This window comes from Psychrobacter sp. WY6 (genome assembly GCF_018448495.1).
Lineage (GTDB): Bacteria > Pseudomonadota > Gammaproteobacteria > Pseudomonadales > Moraxellaceae > Psychrobacter.
In genome coordinates this window covers 1-16634 of the sequence record NZ_CP049903.1, presented here as the reverse complement: position 1 = coordinate 16634, position 16634 = coordinate 1, and the positions used below count along the sequence as shown (strand labels likewise).

At 42.4% G+C, this 16634-nt stretch carries 10 protein-coding genes, 6 pseudogenes and 1 other annotated feature; of the genes and pseudogenes, 6 read left to right on the top strand and 10 right to left on the bottom strand.

Annotation, left to right across the window (positions count from 1 at the left end; translation table 11 throughout):
• The 6 genes and pseudogenes from G7Y90_RS17460 to G7Y90_RS17415 all read left to right on the top strand — a co-directional run bounded on the left by G7Y90_RS17460 (position 1) and on the right by G7Y90_RS17415 (position 6738).
• A pseudogene (locus G7Y90_RS17460) lies at positions 1-494 on the top strand (DUF305 domain-containing protein).
• A 663-nt stretch (positions 495-1157) separates the two neighbouring features.
• Positions 1158-3678: pseudogene (locus G7Y90_RS18280) on the top strand (copper-transporting P-type ATPase).
• An 80-nt stretch (positions 3679-3758) separates the two neighbouring features.
• Positions 3759-4043 (top strand): Sec-independent protein translocase subunit TatA, encoded by a 285-nt coding sequence (gene tatA / locus G7Y90_RS17430; protein ID WP_045448085.1) that lies wholly within the window; start codon positions 3759-3761, stop codon positions 4041-4043.
• Positions 4044-4098: 55 nt separating this feature from the next.
• Positions 4099-4485 (top strand): Sec-independent protein translocase protein TatB, encoded by a 387-nt coding sequence (gene tatB / locus G7Y90_RS17425; RefSeq protein WP_036599454.1) that lies wholly within the window; start codon positions 4099-4101, stop codon positions 4483-4485.
• Positions 4482-5351, top strand: coding sequence for a twin-arginine translocase subunit TatC (gene tatC, locus G7Y90_RS17420; RefSeq protein WP_011959994.1), 870 nt, complete (start codon positions 4482-4484; stop codon positions 5349-5351). The genes tatB and tatC overlap by 4 nt, the downstream gene beginning before the upstream one ends.
• A gap of 97 nt (positions 5352-5448) precedes the next feature.
• Entirely contained in the window at positions 5449-6738 is a 1290-nt protein-coding gene (locus tag G7Y90_RS17415; protein WP_036599449.1) for an ATP-grasp domain-containing protein, read from the top strand.
• 116 nt (positions 6739-6854) lie between these two features.
• On the opposite strand, the pseudogene G7Y90_RS17410 reads toward G7Y90_RS17415, so the two are convergent.
• The 10 genes and pseudogenes from G7Y90_RS17410 to G7Y90_RS17365 all read right to left on the bottom strand — a co-directional run.
• Positions 6855-7082 (bottom strand): annotated as a pseudogene (locus G7Y90_RS17410) (transposase); the annotation flags it as partial.
• A gap of 38 nt (positions 7083-7120) precedes the next feature.
• Positions 7121-8340, bottom strand: a protein-coding gene (locus tag G7Y90_RS17405) for an IS3 family transposase (protein WP_406947480.1) whose coding sequence is annotated in 2 segments (ribosomal slippage) — positions 7121-8064 and positions 8064-8340 — 1221 coding nt in all. Because the reading frame shifts where the segments join, the coding sequence is not laid out codon by codon here.
• Positions 7949-8065 (bottom strand) — a sequence feature (AL1L pseudoknot). (Overlaps the previous gene by 117 nt.)
• Positions 8341-8391: 51 nt before the next feature.
• Positions 8392-9048 (bottom strand): annotated as a pseudogene (locus G7Y90_RS17400) (IS982 family transposase); the annotation flags it as partial.
• A 459-nt stretch (positions 9049-9507) separates the two neighbouring features.
• Positions 9508-11091 (bottom strand): Fic family protein, encoded by a 1584-nt coding sequence (locus G7Y90_RS17395; protein ID WP_087945737.1) that lies wholly within the window; start codon positions 11089-11091, stop codon positions 9508-9510.
• Positions 11092-11397: 306 nt separating this feature from the next.
• On the bottom strand, positions 11398-11991 hold the full coding sequence (locus G7Y90_RS17390; RefSeq protein ID WP_011959997.1) for a recombinase family protein: 594 nt from the start codon (positions 11989-11991) through the stop codon (positions 11398-11400).
• A 548-nt stretch (positions 11992-12539) separates the two neighbouring features.
• On the bottom strand, positions 12540-12788 hold the full coding sequence (locus tag G7Y90_RS17385; RefSeq protein WP_045448078.1) for a DUF3817 domain-containing protein: 249 nt from the start codon (positions 12786-12788) through the stop codon (positions 12540-12542).
• 357 nt (positions 12789-13145) lie between these two features.
• Positions 13146-13594, bottom strand: a pseudogene (gene lspA, locus G7Y90_RS17380) (signal peptidase II).
• 395 nt (positions 13595-13989) lie between these two features.
• Positions 13990-15270 (bottom strand): c-type cytochrome biogenesis protein CcmI, encoded by a 1281-nt coding sequence (gene ccmI / locus G7Y90_RS17375; RefSeq protein WP_045448072.1) that lies wholly within the window; start codon positions 15268-15270, stop codon positions 13990-13992.
• A pseudogene (locus tag G7Y90_RS17370) lies at positions 15267-15748 on the bottom strand (cytochrome c-type biogenesis protein). Before G7Y90_RS17370 ends, ccmI begins: the two are co-directional and overlap by 4 nt.
• A gap of 83 nt (positions 15749-15831) precedes the next feature.
• A complete protein-coding gene (locus G7Y90_RS17365; RefSeq protein ID WP_349773458.1) occupies positions 15832-16350 on the bottom strand; it encodes a DsbE family thiol:disulfide interchange protein in 519 nt (172 codons plus the stop codon).
• Positions 16351-16634: the final 284 nt, after the last annotated feature.

Below are 16634 nucleotides of genomic sequence, written 5' to 3'. Positions count from 1 at the left end.
ATGAATACTTCTGATCAAAACAGCATGAATCATCAAAGCCATCAACAGGGCATGAATCCTTATGTGAAGTTCACTTTGATGATTCTGACGTCTACGATTGTAATGTTTATCATGATGTATTTTAATACCTATCAATTGGATCATGTTTATTTTAGTGAGACCCGAGCTTATATGGCGTCTACATGGGTGCCGGTATGGCCGTCATTATGCTGGCCTTTATGGGTAATATGTATAAGAAGACCAAGGTAAATCTACTGGTTTATGGAATAAGTGTAGTAATGTTTGCTGTAGGTATTTGGGGTGTGCGTTCCCAAGCAACGGTTGATCAAGTCGATTGGATGCAAGCCATGATACCTCATCACTCGATTGCCATTTTGACGAGCTCAAGAGCAGATATTGAAGACCCTAGAGTACAACAGCTCGCTGACGATATTATTAAAGCGCAAAAGCGTGAAATCGCTGAGATGCAAGCGCTTATTGAAGAGCTCGAATAGACGGCTATATATAGAGGTATGGCAAGCTAAGAAATTGATTATGAAAAAATGGTGATACCTGGTATCAGCGCTATAGTCTTCGCTGGTACCTTTACCTTAAAAGGACAGATTGCACAGATAATTAATGTGATTTTTTACCTACCCCTTCAACTGCAGTAACTGCTCTTTGTTTTACTGTTCTTATTTCAAAACCTCTTATTCCTATATCGAAATGTTCAATATCTGTCGATTGCTATTCTTGAGTGATAGTAAGCATCTAAAAGTATACGCTCGCCCACCACTGTCAATATGAGTGCTATGAGTCTTGGAGAAATACTATGATGGAAGGCATGGGTTGGGGTTGGATGGCTCTCTGCTTGTTGTTTGCGCTATTTTGCGCAGTACTAGTACTAACAATCATGGCACTGCTCAAGTATTTGCGTGATAAAAACTAAATTCCAATTGAAAAGTATAGAAATTATTTTTTAGAGGTTTTTAGATTAATGATTAGATGAATAGCAATCGAGGATTGATGATAGTGCTTTAAGAGTTGTACTTATTATAAATATTTATTGTCTTCAAGGAGTGGTTTTATGAAACATATTGCCGATGAAAAATCTATCAAAGGTGGTCAGTACGATAAAGTACCAGAAAATTATAGTGGTACGGTTTTATATCTGCCCGATGCATCCTGAGGTTAGAGATACTGAAAAGAGCGATTGTCCGATATGCGGCATGTTTCTTAAACCTGAAGACGAGGTTGCTGAATCCAACAACCATGAAGATAGTCATGCGCATTGTCATGGAGCGGATGCTAATAATAGTAATGAGGTAAATTCTGTCGAAGACGATAAGTACGACAAGATACCGGAAAATTATAGCGGTACGGTCTATATTTGTCCTATGCATCCAGAAGTAAGAGATGTTGAAAAAAGTGACTGCCCAATATGTGGCATGTTTTTAAACCTGAAGACGAAGTTGCTAAAGATGATAGTCACGCTAGCTGTCATGGAAAGGATACTGATAGTAGCGGAGTAAAATCTGTTAAAGGCGGTAAATACGATAAAGTACCTGCTGATTACGATGGCACGGTATATACCTGTCCTATGCATCCTGAAGTGAGAGACGTTAGAAATAGCGGTTGTCCGATATGTGGTATGGCGCTTGAGCCCGAAACGCTTACTATCGGTGAAGAGGACACCTCAGAGCTTGACGACATGACTCGTCGTTTTTGGATATGTACCGTGTTGACTGTACCGCTATTAATATATGATGAGCGGTATGTTTGACTTAAACGTAGTTAATTTTAGTCAGTATGGTATCTCCTCAAAGATCTTACAATGGGCTGAGTTAGTGCTCGCGACCCCTGTAGTGCTTTGGGGCGCGCCCCGTTTTTCGTCCGTGGCTGGCAGTCTATAAAAAGCCGCAATCTAAATATGTTTACCTTGATTGCGATAGGCGTAGGCGCTGCTTATATTTTTAGTATTGTCGCGACCTTTTTTCCCGATATTTTCCCAGACAGTTTCAGAGATGCCTCTGGTCAAGTCGGAGTCTACTATGAAGCGGCAGCGGTCATTGTGACCTTGGTGCTACTGGGTCAAGTATTAGAGCTCAAAGCTAGAAGTCAAACTTCAGGTGCGATTAGAGCTTTGCTTGAGCTCGCACCACCAACCGCAAGACGTGTCGATGAAAACGGTGAAGAAGTCGAAGTCTCGCTTGATGAGGTCGTCACTGGCGATAAGCTACGGGTTAAACCAGGTGAGAAACTACCCGTAGATGGTACAGTGATCGATGGTAATAGTAATGTTGATGAATCAATGGTGACGGGTGAGCCAATCCCTGTATCAAAAGTAGCAGGAGATACAGTGACTGGTGGTACGGTAAATGGCACCGGAACGCTATTAGTCGAAGCGGTCAATGTTGGAGCAGATTCAGTATTATCTAAAATTGTACAAATGGTTGCTGAAGCCCAGCGTAGCCGCGCACCTATACAGAAATTGGTAGATAAGGTAGCTGGGTGGTTCGTACCGATCGTGCTTATTTGCTCCGTCATTACCTTTATTCTGGGCGATATTCGGCCCTGAGCCCGCTATGGCCTATGCCTTGGTTAACGCGATTGCGGTACTGATTATTGCTTGTCCTTGTGCCCTTGGTCTAGCGACGCCGATGTCCATTATGGTTGGTACCGGCAAAGGCGCGCAAAACGGCGTCCTCATCAAAAATGCTGAAGCGTTAGAGAGTATGGAAAAAGTCGATACCATTGTCGTCGACAAGACCGGAACACTGACCGCTGGTAAGCCCGAGCTTACCGCAATTGATGCGCAGGTAGGTCAAGATGAAGACGAGTTCCTCGCATTGGTAGCCTCAGTAGAAAGCGCTAGCGAGCATCCTTAGCAGAAGCTATCGTTAGAGCAGCTCAAGAAAGATCACTCATTATTCCTAAAGCTACTGACTTTAATTCGACTACTGGCGAAGGCGTACAAGCCGTGGTCGATGGTAAGAAAGTCGCTATTGGTAACTCTAAGCTTATGGAAAGCCTAAATAGTTTTGATAATGAGCTGTCCACTAAAGCTGATGTCCGTAGAAAAGACGGTGAAACGGTAATGTTTGTGGCTATAGACGGTAAAGCTGCTGGTATTATTTCAGTTGCTGACCCTATTAAACCAAGCACTAAAGAGGCTATTTCACTGCTTCATGACGCAGGTTTAAAAGTTGTGATGCTAACCGGTGACAACGAAAAACCGCGCAGGCAGTCGCCAATAAACTAGGTATTGATGAAGTTCATGCGGATGTCTCACCAGAGGATAAAAACCGTATCGTCAAAGAAATGCAAGACAGCGGTAAATTGGTCGCTATGGCGGGTGATGGTATCAACGACGCACCAGCGCTAGCGCAAGCTAATGTTGGTATCGCTATGGGAACCGGTACCGATGTGGCGATGGAGAGTGCGGGCATTACCCTGCTAAAAGGTGATTTAATGGGCATTGCCAAAGCTTATAAGCTTAGCCACGCCACCATGCGCAATATCAGACAGAATCTGTTTTTTGCCTTTATCTACAATGCACTTGGTGTTCCTATTGCCGCAGGTGTGCTCTATCCCACATTTGGGCTTCTGCTCAGTCCGATGATAGCAGCGGCAGCGATGAGCTTGTCGTCATTCTCGGTGATTGCTAACGCGCTGCGATTGCGCCGTTTGAAACTATAATTCTGGTACGGTAAAAAGTGTTCTAAAGCACACTGACACATACTGGTCTAAACAAGATCACAAAATATAAGGATACCGTTATGGGCAGCTTTTCTATTACACATTGGCTGATTTTATTGGTCGTAGTGGTGGTCGTATTTGGTACTGCCAAGCTTAAAAATGTAGGTAAAGATTTAGGCGGTGCGGTGAAGGGTTTTAAAGAAGCGGTCAAAGATGAAGAACCCGAGAATGCTCGCAAAAATCATGTGCTTAGCCATGAAAATAGTACGCCAGCTGCAAGTAATGATTTAAATACGCGTGTAGGTAATCAGGCTGATGATATGGAAATCAGCCCTATTTCCACTGATGACCAGCCTAAAGTATGAAGCGCGCCGCTTATAAATAGCGGCACTAAGTAGTCTATTAATATATGTGACTGTTATGTTTGATATTGGGTTTTCCGAATTACTCTTGTTTGGCGTCATTGCTTTAATCGTATTGGGCCCAGAAAAACTGCCGCAAGCCGCACGTACCGCTGGGCAATGGTATGCCAAACTGCGCCGTACAGTATCCACTCTACAATCTGAAATAGAAGCTGAGCTTGATCTAGCTGAAACACGTCAACAAATGCAAAATGAACTTGCGAAAATCCGTCAGACCGAGTCGGATATGAAGCGCGAATTAGCAGAAATGCGTGGCAGTATGCAAAAGTTTGAGCAGTCACAGAACCAAAGCCTAGACGCTTCACATCAGTCAATCACCCCTTATGATAAAGACCATCAACAGAATACTACCTCCTCGTTCATTAAACAGGAGGCGGATCAGTGAGCCTATTTAAACGGCAAAAAAGTCGACAAGAAAAAATAACAGATATAGAGTTTGAGGCGCCAACAGATACAACACAGAATAGTGAGTCTGGAGATACGTTAGGTACGCTTGGCGATATGCCTATTACCGGACATTTAATCGAGCTGCGTACGCACTTAATAAGAATATGCGTGGTCGTCTTAATTATATTCTTAGTATTGGTGGGATTTTCACGCGAGCTTTATAATCTTTTATCAGACCCATTAGTGGCGCAGTTACCCATCAATTCGACCATGATTGCCACTGATATAACGTCAAACTTTATGGCACCCATTCGCTTAACGATATTCGTCGCCGCATTTTTAGCAATGCCTTATATCCTGTATCAAATTTGGTCATTTGTAGCTTCCGGCTTATATAAAAAAGAGAAGAAAATTGCCATTCCTGTACTGCTATCTTCGATATTTCTATTTTATGCTGGTGTTGCTTTTTCCTACTTTGTCGTACTCAAAGGGGTATTGAAATTTTTTATTATGTTCGCTCCGCAGAACGTTATACCAATGACCGATATTGACAGTTATCTGAGCTTTGCCCTCAAGCTATTTATGGTGTTTGGACTGACTTTTGAGATTCCAGTGGTTACCTTATTGCTGATAATGGCCGGAATCGTTTCTACTCAAATTTTAGAAGATAAGCGTCGTTATATCATAGTCGGCTGTTTTGGGATCGCCGCGGTAGTGACACCGCCTGATGGTGTATCAATGCTGTTGTTGGCGATTCCTATGTGGCTATTATTTGAGCTGGGTTTACTCTTAGCAAAGATATTAATTAAAAATGAACGAAATAATGATTTAGTCTCAGGGAATGAAACATTAGAAAGTAGCTAGCACTACTTAAATACGCCAAGAACCTTTTTTACTTTTTACTTTTTACTTTTTACTAGAGTATGTCAGCGTGAGTACTCTACTTAGCGACGGACTCTAAATGGAACACCCAACTAATAACAACGAAAAAAATGACGGTCTTGCAAATCGACTTAACCAAGAGTGCTACTGCATTACCCTTGATCGTAAAGCGCTTAATACAAGCCTTCAAGATCAATTGGTAGAAACTAGAAACAATCCAATAGGAGCGAACGAGCTTAATAAGCTTTTTTCAGCAACACCCGTGTTCGTTCCCAAAACAGAGATAGAGGCGATGGAGCGAATCGTCAGGGCTATCGAGTCAGCTGCCGAACTGCCATTGTATCAAGAGCAAGTGCTGTCGTGGGCACCAGAAATAGCTGCTTTCGACCCAGGCCCAATAGGGGCCCTCATGGGTTATGACTTTCACTTGGGTAGCGATGGACCTCAGCTCATCGAGGTCAATACTAATGCCGGTGGCGCATTTCTGAATGTGTTGCTCGCTCGCGCACAAAAACGCTGTTGCAACCCCTCAGAGCAAAGCGCTGCAACCAATCAAATGCTAGATAGGTTCGAGGAAGCAGTGTTTGACATGTTCAAACAGGAATGGCAGCGACAGTCCGCTGTTGCTATGCCCAATCGGATAGCCATTGTGGACAATGACCCCGAGAGTCAGTTCATGTTCTTAGAGTTTGAGTTAGCCTGTCAACTGCTCCAAGCTAGAGGTATTGATACTGTGATACTTGATCCCTCTGAACTCGAGTATATCGACGGTACGTTAACAGCCCATGGCCAGAAAATCGATATGATTTACAATCGGCTTGTCGACTTTGCATTTGAGGACCCTGACCATGTATTGCTTAAGCAGGCTTATTTAGAGGGTGCTGTGGTAGTGACACCCAATCCCCGCGTACATGCTATGTTGGCCAATAAGCAAAACCTGACATTGCTATCAGACTCCCAAATATTGCGCTCTTGGGGTCTGGATGAGGCTGCAGTGGAGTGCCTCGAAAGGTCTGTACCGAGGACTAAGATTGTATCAAGAGACGATGCAGCAGAGTTGTGGCTTACTCGGCGGCAACTGTTTTTTAAGCCAGTTGCTGGTCATGGAAGCAAAGGCGTTTATCGCGGTAGCAAACTGACTCGACGCGTCTTCGAAAACATTCTGGATGAAGATTATATCGCACAGACCTTTGTCCCTGCAGGAGAGAGATCACTCAAAATTGATGACATCGTAACAACAAGAAAGGTAGATATACGTCTTTATACGTATGGCGGAAAACTGTTACTACCTGCTGCGCGTGTGTATCAAGGTCAGGTGACTAACTTCCGTACGCCAGGCGGTGGATTCGCGCCTGTCTTTCAGGTGTGATCGTCTAGGTCTTATTTAGATGGCATTAGGCTGTTATAAGTCCGGTTAACTAATTCAATATTCTTCTTACCTAACCCCAGTTCGGGATAAGCCACATTGTAACTCATTGATACTATTTACAATGTAGCCACCTGCCCTTGCTGAGGCATGTTTTTGATGGTGGGTTTATAGGGAAACCAGCGATAAGCAATCAAACCTGACAGCAAGTTTGTAATAAAACCCGTGACACTACGATGGCGTGAATGCTCAATCTGACACAAGTTTTTCAGCTCCCCAAACACCGTCTCAACCAAAGAGCGATGATTGAGTAGCGCCTCATCTATCGGCTTGAGTACTTGCGGTTTGAACCGCCCCGACTTTATCGGAGAGTGATTTACTTGAGTCAGGCAGCGATGCCTGACAGGGTTAAATTATCATAATACCGCTTTTCAAAATCAAAAGGTGACACATAACCAATCGTACTATGCAGTCGTGTTTTATTAAACCAGTCCACCCACTCAAGGGTTGCCAGTTCAACATCGTTCACACCAGTCCAGTTTTGCTTTAAATAATGAATCACCTCAGACTTATAAAGCCCATTGACCGTTTCAGCCAATGCGTTGTCATAAGAGTCGCCTGTTGTACCAACAGAGGCAATCACGCCAGAATCCGTCATTTTATCAGTATAGCGAATGGATAAGTACTGAACCCCTCGATCACTGTGATGAATGACATCTTTGGGATGGTTTCTATCTGCTATTGCTTGATTTAAAGCCGCCATCACCATATCGGTGTTCATACGATTAGATACCTTCCAACCAACGATAGCACGGGCAAACACATCAATAATAAAAGCGGTATAGACCCAGCCGCTTGTCGTCTTGATATAGGTAAAATCTGCAACCCACAGCTGGTTAGGACGATAAGCGCTAAAGTTACGATTGACTAAGTCATCAGCGCGCTTTTGGTCGTCACGGCTGTTGGTGGTAATCTTGCCTTTGCCACGCCAGACGCCTTGTAGGCCATACTGCTTCATTAATCGCTCTACGGTACACCGAGCAACCTTTAACCCGTCAGCTTTCATCTGCTGCCATACTTTACGCGCACCGTAACGGCATTTGCTGTCCTGCCAGATGCGTTTAATCTCGCTGAGATAGTAGTCGTCATGCTGACTGCGCAGTGAGCGTTTTTCAGGGTAGCTCTCCAAGTCTTTAGCACGGTGATAGGTTGATGGGGCAATCGGTAATACTCTACAGATCAGCTCGACCCCATAATTATTCTTATGATCGTCGATGAATTGAATCATGATTTTAGTCAGCGGTCGAGCTCCGCCTGGGCGAAAAAAGCGGCAGCCTTACGTATGATCTCATTGGCTTGCTTGAGCTCTCTGCATTCGCGTTCAAGCTCCTTGATGCGCTCTTTATCACTTTGCGCTTGCACCGATGCAGGAATAGTTTGATCGATGTGTTTTTTATGCCACGACCGCAGGGTTTCAGGCGTACAGCCAATCTTAGGGGCAATGGCTTGAATCGCTGACCATGTGGAGGGATAGTCGCCCAACGCTTCTATCAGCATGCGAACGGCGCGTTCTTTAATCTCAGGAGTGTAGGTTTGTTTTTTCATTGTCGTATTCTCTCAGAATGTTGAGTCTCCGACAATCCCGGGGCGGTTCAGTTTCATATTACGCCGAAGTTTCTTTATCAGCCTAGTATCACTGTGTTTTGTGAGCCACTCGTTCAGTGCTTTACTGATATAGCCTCTATCCCCAAACACCTTGCCAAACACAGGCGTTGCCATATCCTTAACAGGCACTCTGTCATCCGTATTACCCGCAGTGACTTTAACAGATACAAGCTCGCCCTTGTGATTGATAATGGCGTGCAGCTTAAAGCCGTAAAACCAGCCCATGCTGCTTTTGCCTCGGGTTGCAAGTCCCTTAAAGACTTTATGACGGTAGATACGTTTGTTATGACAAACTGCTATCTTGGTTGAATCAATATAGCTGATACCTGTACAGTCGCCCATCATGCTTTGCAAGTAGGCACACAGTGGCATGATACTGCGCGGCATAAGCTTTATAAATCGTGAGTAGCTCGGCAGGTTTGGAAACTCCTGTTTCATCATGCCATGCATATGGTGGTAGTAAAAAGACTTAAACTGTCGATACCGCCGTTGATGAAACAGTACCAAGATGGTCATAATCTCTGCTACACTTATCTGGCATGCTCTTAACCTTTGGTGTCCCGTTGCGATTAAGTGAGCGTCAAACTCAGGTTTGAATTGCTAATAAAAGTCGTCAATATGGCAGTATAGTTCGGTTAGGTTGTCCATGTAAGAAGTCCTTGTTGTGAAGTTTGTCTTGGTAAACTTACTTTAGCAACTTTGGACTTCTTTTTTTATCTTTTTTTGAGCGCTTATCCCGAACTGGGGTTATCATAACTAAAGAAGCGAAGTAATACTCAAATACTCAAATACTCAAATACTCAAATACTCAAATACTCAAATACTCAAATACTCAAATACTCAAATACTCAAATACTCAAATACTCAAAAATTTTGACTATCTGTATCAAGGCTTGTCAAATTACAATGGTCTGTTATCAGCAGTTCCTTTTATACAGTCTGTTTTAAGTAGTTTATTAGCGTAAATAGGGTCAAGAAAAATATTGATTACGTTTTAGGCTATGGTATTTCAGCCGAATCTCTTATAGCCGAATCATCATCGCAACGATGATATTTATACCAGATTGATTATCAAAGTAGGCTTCCCTGCGTATAGCAGGGTTTCCCCTACCTATTCAAATCATCTGTCTCATCTTTAAAGGTTTCTACAACGACAGCAAAAATGTCATCCCAAACTGCCTCATTTGCCAAAAACGGATAATCCTTAAGTAGCTTATTACTTTTAGCACCTTTATTTTGTAGCATGCTGCGAATGATTCTATCGGCATAGCTGTTGGGCATCTCAATAATCTCTTTTATCGCCAGTCGTGCATGGTCATGTTGTCTTAGGTACTGTGACTCGTTATGCATCTCTTTTTCAATAACATGCGCAATCAGTCCTGATAAGTACTGAACATGAGGCGTCAGGTCCATAAAGCGCCATGCCGGTTGAATAAGGTGACTGTCTTCAAAATTTAAGTTTGAGCGAATACCATCAGGGTAAGTAATCGCTTGTTTATCAAAGCTGTAATGATCACGGATTTGCTTCATAAGGGGCACAGAGACACGGTCTAAGATTTTATCATAGGCATGACGGTCTGAGGGATGCTCAGCAATGGCTTGTGATATAGGTAGGATAATCGGCTCATGAATGACTTGGTCTCGTCTAAGGACATCATTAATTAAAAAGCGATGTACGCGGCCATTGCCATCCGCTAATGGATGAATATACACAAAGGCAAAGGAGACAACAGCACTACGCATCAGTGCTGATTGTCCCTCAGTCTTCTCCATAAATACCTGTAATCCTGCTAGCTTATTAGCAATGTCATCAGCAGGTGGCGCGATATAATGCACAATTTCTTTAAAGCCATTCACCTGGGTATGCGACACAAAAACTGGAGATTGACGGACGCCATACTGCTGGATGACCGTTTTGCTACCAAGTATCTCTTGTTGCAACTCTGCTAGCGACTCAGGATCAAGCGGAATATCGCCCTTGCCGGTACGCCGTGCCATCACATCGGCGAAACGTTCAATACGTTTTAACTCTTTCCCTTCACCTTCTATAGTAAAACTGGCTTTACTCTCTCGTAATGTCATCCATACGGAGGCACGCATCAGTAAGTCTTGCCCAAATTCATCGTTCAGCTTGTCAACCATTGTGGCAATATCGAGTGCAGCGGCTTGCGTAAACAACTCTGTTTTCACCAATTGAGGACAGAAATGACGGGTTCCTGCAAGATTGTCATTGATACGCCAACGAGCATTCTTTATGACATGCGCAGGGCTTGAAGTAACCTGCTTCTTAGCATCTAGAGCATCCACATAGTTACCGCCTAAATTACTCGGTACTGCTAACTGCTGACCCATGAGCCATTCATACAAGAAAGCCATTCTACGGGCATAGCTGCCTGTGGGCTCAGCGTTTACCCATGCTTGTACGTCATTAGCCCCTATCTGCTCAAACAGACGAGCCAGTAACTCCAAATTCAGTACTTCATGACGCATGTGAAACTGTAAGTGCGCAATGATCGTGTCCAGTGGACGCGCGGTTTCCTGATAAGCATTATGGATGACATCACCGTCTTTATAGGTTTGCCTGCGCCCACCGATACTACTGCTGACATATAAAGGCGAAACCAGCTCGATGCTGGCATAACGGATAAGCCATGCTGCGCCAATAGGGTCTGAAGTAGGGGTATTCATCATGAGGGGCTCAAGCGATTATAGATAAGCCATTTTGCAGAAAAGCGATTATGAATGCAATATAATGATTATAATGAAGCCTCATTGCATTAAATCGATTTTTATATGACGCTGTGATGTCTTTAGATAAAGATCGAAGGGCGTTTTAAGTGGGCATAATTGAACGAAATTGAATGATGAAAATACACCGTTCTTAACACAGCTACGTAGTAATAGAGTACCTATTTCTGCAAATAAAGCCTTCTTGCCTCGCGTGTAAAGCCTTATATATCAGCTGTTTATGAACAAAAATAAAATAAAATACCTCAGCTATGAGCCTGGCTTTAACACCCGGTAAACAGTAGCTACGCCAACACCAACTGCCTTAGCGATTTCCTCTTTTGTCATATTGCCTTGACTGTCTAATTCTCTAATACGATTGTGTTTCGTTGTATTAGGCTTCTTACCGGAGGGCTTATAGCCACTGTTAGCCAATCCCTGCTTGATACGCTCTCTACGCTTGTCGTTATCAAGCTTTGCCATCGTTGCTAATAAGTCGATCAGCATATGGTTAATCACTGTTAGGATCTCACCTGTCATGCCATTATTAACTGTATGCGTCGTTGGTAGATCAGCCACCACCAATCGCAAGCCTTTGTCTTTGATACGCTGCTTTAGAATTGCAAAATCATCTTGAGATAATCGGCTTAATCTATCCACGCTTTCAACCAGTAGAATATCGCCTTGCTCAGCGTCCTTTAGCAGCTTGGCTAATAATGGTCTATCGAGCTTTGTACCACTGAAATGCTCGACGTACTCAACATGGTTATCATCATAACTTGTACTGAAAGCCACCAAATCAGCCAATGCTCTGGTAGCGTCTTGATCCTTAGTGCTGGCTCTCACATAAATACGAACAGTCATAACCCACCTCTATTATTTAGACTTAATAATTAGTGCTCATTGATAATAACAAGATATTACTATCATTTAATAATATAAAAAAGTCTAATGATAGATAGATTATCATTTAAAGGTTTTATGTTTTGGGTATAGGCTAATGATAGGAAAAAAGCACAGCAGCCAGTCTTATAATTCAAAAGTCTGTTATAGATGGTTCCATGCTAACAGTCTGCTTTAAGTAGTCTGTTAATAGGTTTGAAAGGTAAAATAACTGGTTTCCTTGGGGTATACCCTACGATAACAGGAAATCCATCGCGGATGACAAAACCTGTTTAGCTTTTAAACAAGACGGGTTTGTCGATAGTATGTAAGATAAGTTGGAAAAGTAACTAGAGTGTAAGACTATTCATACTGGGTCTGAATCAAAGTTTTATTGTGATTAATTTCTGCTCAATATTATTCATTTGTCGCCATGATGAGTGATGGCGGCTTGTAATTTAGTTAGGAAAAATAATCTTGAGTAATAATATACGTTTGTATCATTTGTATCATTTGTAGCAGAGCTTGTTCTAGGCTTCTTTACTTACACTTTTCTGTAAGTTATTTTTTAGTAAATGATCGAATATAAATGGGCCAAAAGGTAAGAGTGAGCCGAGTACGCCCGCAGGTATTGCCCAAAGAGGCATTTTCATTTTGATAGCTGAGCCTATAAGTATTATGATATAGGTAATAAACAAAATACCGTGTGCCATACCGATGTATTTCACACCTTCTGGAATATCCAGCATATATTTTAGTGGCATGGCGATGAAGAGCAATAATAAGAAAGAGGTGCCTTCTAGGTAGCCTATAAGGGTAAGACTTTTTAACGCGGTCTCTTGTTTTTTTCTAAGGCTGTGAATTTTTCAATAGTTGGCTGAGCCTGTGACACTATATTTTCCTTTGTTATTATCAATAAAGAATTTATGGATTATTCAATGTCTCTATAATAATGGCTCTACGCAGAGCTTTTAAGTATTGGGTTTTAAGACCTAAAATGAGTGAGTACCTATACCAGTCATACATTACCTTCCAGTTCACATTTTATAAACATACTCAAGTATAAAAAGTATTTTTCCGTATAGAGTGACTACGACGCTAGTTCATTTTGTTTGTGATAATCGGCATCAATGTGCTTATTTATTACGCTTACTTTCTAAAAATATCATGTCAATTATAATCAATGCGACACCGACACAGACACCTATATCTGCAACATTGAAAATAGGATAATTCCAGACATCAGCATAATGCACATGGATAAAGTCAACCACTTTACCAATTCTTAAACGATCGATTAAGTTGCCAATCGCACCACCGAGCATTAAGGCTAACCCCATGGACAATAGCTTGGCTGCACGTGGCGCTTTGATTAAATAAACCGTTAAAAAGATAGCCATTACAAAAGCTAAGCCTGAGAAAAACCATTTCTGCCAACCGCCAGCGTCGGCTAAAAGCTAAATGCTGCCCCATAGTTATAAGCGAGTGTCCAGTTGAGAAATGGTTCAATGACCGGTACGGGGTCATTGAACGCTAATTTGGTTTGGGCCAACCACTTAGTCCATTGATCAAGTATTAATACCATTATCGCCAACAAATACCAGATAAAAGCGCGACTGCCATTGTCACCATTTTGGCATTTTATTCAACTTACCTTTAGTGTTATCGAGTTGCCTGAGGTTACGTACATAGCTTTAGGCGTATGATTCATGGTTTTAGAGTCAATTGATTGATGAGTACTACTCACAGCTATAGGTACTTTATTGTCAGCAATATTAGTACTAGCCGATTCAACGCTATTCAATTTAGTACTATCTAATCTGTCGGTAGATTCAGTCATAGTTGTTTTCTTTATCTGTGTTTATACAATGAACAATGTTAACGTATATGTTTTTAGTATACGACTATTAATAGCGCCACTTTTAAAAACGGCTCCACTTACCGCTCTGGTATTATGAAACTTACGGTAATAATTTTTTATTAGGGAATCTGTTGATTGATTTCAATATTAACCTGAGTCTGTTCAGCACTAATCACTATCGGATTACCCGATAAGTCGCCTGACTCTGCTATGGCATTACCGCTATGACTAATACGAGCAACGACTGCTAACTGAGTTTTGTCACTACGAGCTGAATTTAACGTGCGATCTGGCATCATCGCATCAAGATTGCTTAAGCGGATACTGGCCTCACCTTGCTCAATAACACTAATGGGTAAACGTTTGGCGGCAAACGGTGGACCTCCTTTAACGTCACGTATCGCAACAAACAACACATCATCAGCTTTCACTAACGGTAATAAATTAGCGTTAATTTTCACTGTCACGTCAATACCTTCTAGCGCTTGCTTTTCTTGCGTGCTAACGTAGTTGCTTAACTCATCTAAGCTTGCTAAAGCTTTAGTATGATCACCTGGTTTGGCCACAATGCTGCCTTGTAAGCGTTTAATCCAACCTTGCGCTTGGGCAAAGTTACTACTACGAGTCTCACCCATTGCCATGAGCATTTGAGCCCGTTCATGCTGCGGATTCTTAGCTAATATAGCTTGTAATACACGGCGAATATTGGCGTCTAACTGACCTTCATTAACGAAAAAGCTAGTCTGAGCATAAGTGGTGGCGATTTCTTCATTTTCAGGAGCTAAACGATAGGCACGAGATAAGGCTTCCAGCGCAGAATCAGTTGCCTCCATAGATAAGAAAAGCTCGGATAGGCGCATCCAGCGATTAGGATCATCAGCATTACGATGAACATTGGTTTGCATGGCGCTAATCAGTTGACGACCATCTTCAAACGCCCATGATGGCGGCTTGTCAATTTTAGCTGTCAATAGGTCGTCAGCCACTTGTCCTACTTTGTCCTCAGCTGTCCACAAATCAAACACGGGCGTACGATTGCCTATTAGTAAATACGCCATTGCAGCCAATATTGGGATCCAAGCTGCGACAATTAAACGGCTTTTGACATCAGGGGTGACCATAGGTGTTATCTGACGCTGCGCATCTAATAGCTGACGCTCAAGCTCCAGCTTTTGATTTTGATAATGGCTATTATTAATAGTACCGCTGTCTTTATCTGTTTGTAGCTCAGCTAAACGTTCGCGAAATACTGCAACATTAATATCTAGCAGTTGATTGTCTATTGGTTTGGACTGCAAACGCGGTGCTCGTAGCCATGGCATAATAGCAATCAGCGCAAATATAAGAGCAATCAGCAAGCTTAGAGTTACAAATAAGCCAAAAGTAGAAAATAGAGTCATTTTTTGTCCTCTAGGCTAGTAATGTCGTGGTCGACACTCTCAGCTTGCGATAATAGACGATCAAGCTCAGCCTTTTCCGTAGAGGTCAAGGCAGCAGTACTGTTCACTGTGACGCCGCTTTGACCACGGGCAACAACTTGGCGACGCTTACTTTGCCAAAACCAACCAATAATTAAGACGAGCAATAATAGTGGTGGAAAAAACCATAGGATCCATGTTGATGGTCGCATAGGCGGCTTGTAGCTAATAAAGTCACCGTAGCGCTCTTGCATATAGACGCGTATTTCAGCATCACTACGTCTATCTTTAATTAAATCATAGACTTTTGCTTTAGATCCTGTGCAATCGGTGCATCAGAGGCTGCAAGGTTTTGATTTTGGCATTTTGGGCAGCGAAACTCTTCTATTAATCCACGATACTGAGCTTCTTGCTGTGGTGAGTCAAAATCGTATACGTCAATAGCTGCGTTTGCCGTCATGTTAAGCAGACACGCTAGTATTAAGCTTGCTAGTTTTAAAACTATATTGGGTTTTAGTTGAGGAGCTCTTATTCGAATAACGTTCATTTGCACATCTCCTCAACCTGAATGAGATCAGGACTATCGTTGTTCTTATTAGCCTCATTAAGTACGGTCAGGCACGGCTTAACACGCTGTTGCCAATTGGCTTCATTAACCTCACCAACAATATGCTGACGAATGATGCCATCTCCATCCACAACAAAGGTTTCGGGCGCACCAGTTATGCCTAAGTCTAGAGCAAACTGACCCAATGAATCCTGAATAGACATAGAAAATGGATCACCGCCTCGGTTTAAGTAACTGAGCGCATTACCAATCTCATCCTTATAATTCACACCAACGATATCAACGCCGCGCTCTTCTAGTTGCATTAAAAACGGATGCTCAATAACGCAAGTTGGGCACCATGAGCCCCAAACATTAAGTAAAAACGGCTTATCCGGCAAATTATCATTGGTGATAGTACGGGTAGTATCTGCTAATAACGGCAGCTCAAAGGTAGGAACCGGACGCTCAAGAGCGGTATTGGTCACAATGTCTGTTGGTTTACCTAAGCGCATGTACAATATAACTACCAAACCAAAAAAGAGGATAAGCGGAATTAAGAACCATAGCTTCGTCTGCTTTTTTTCATTGTCTTTGGGTTACGCTGCTTACTGTTTTGGCTATCTTTTTGCTCAGGAGTATTATTCGACATAGTCATTTATTTCTCCTTTAGTGTCGACATCGTCGATGCTGAGATTGCCTGTTCAATAGCTACCTCATTGACTCCATCAGTAGCCAGATCACCAGTAACTAGCAATGGAGCTTTAACTTTTTTGATGCGGTATCGTTTATCAAGCAT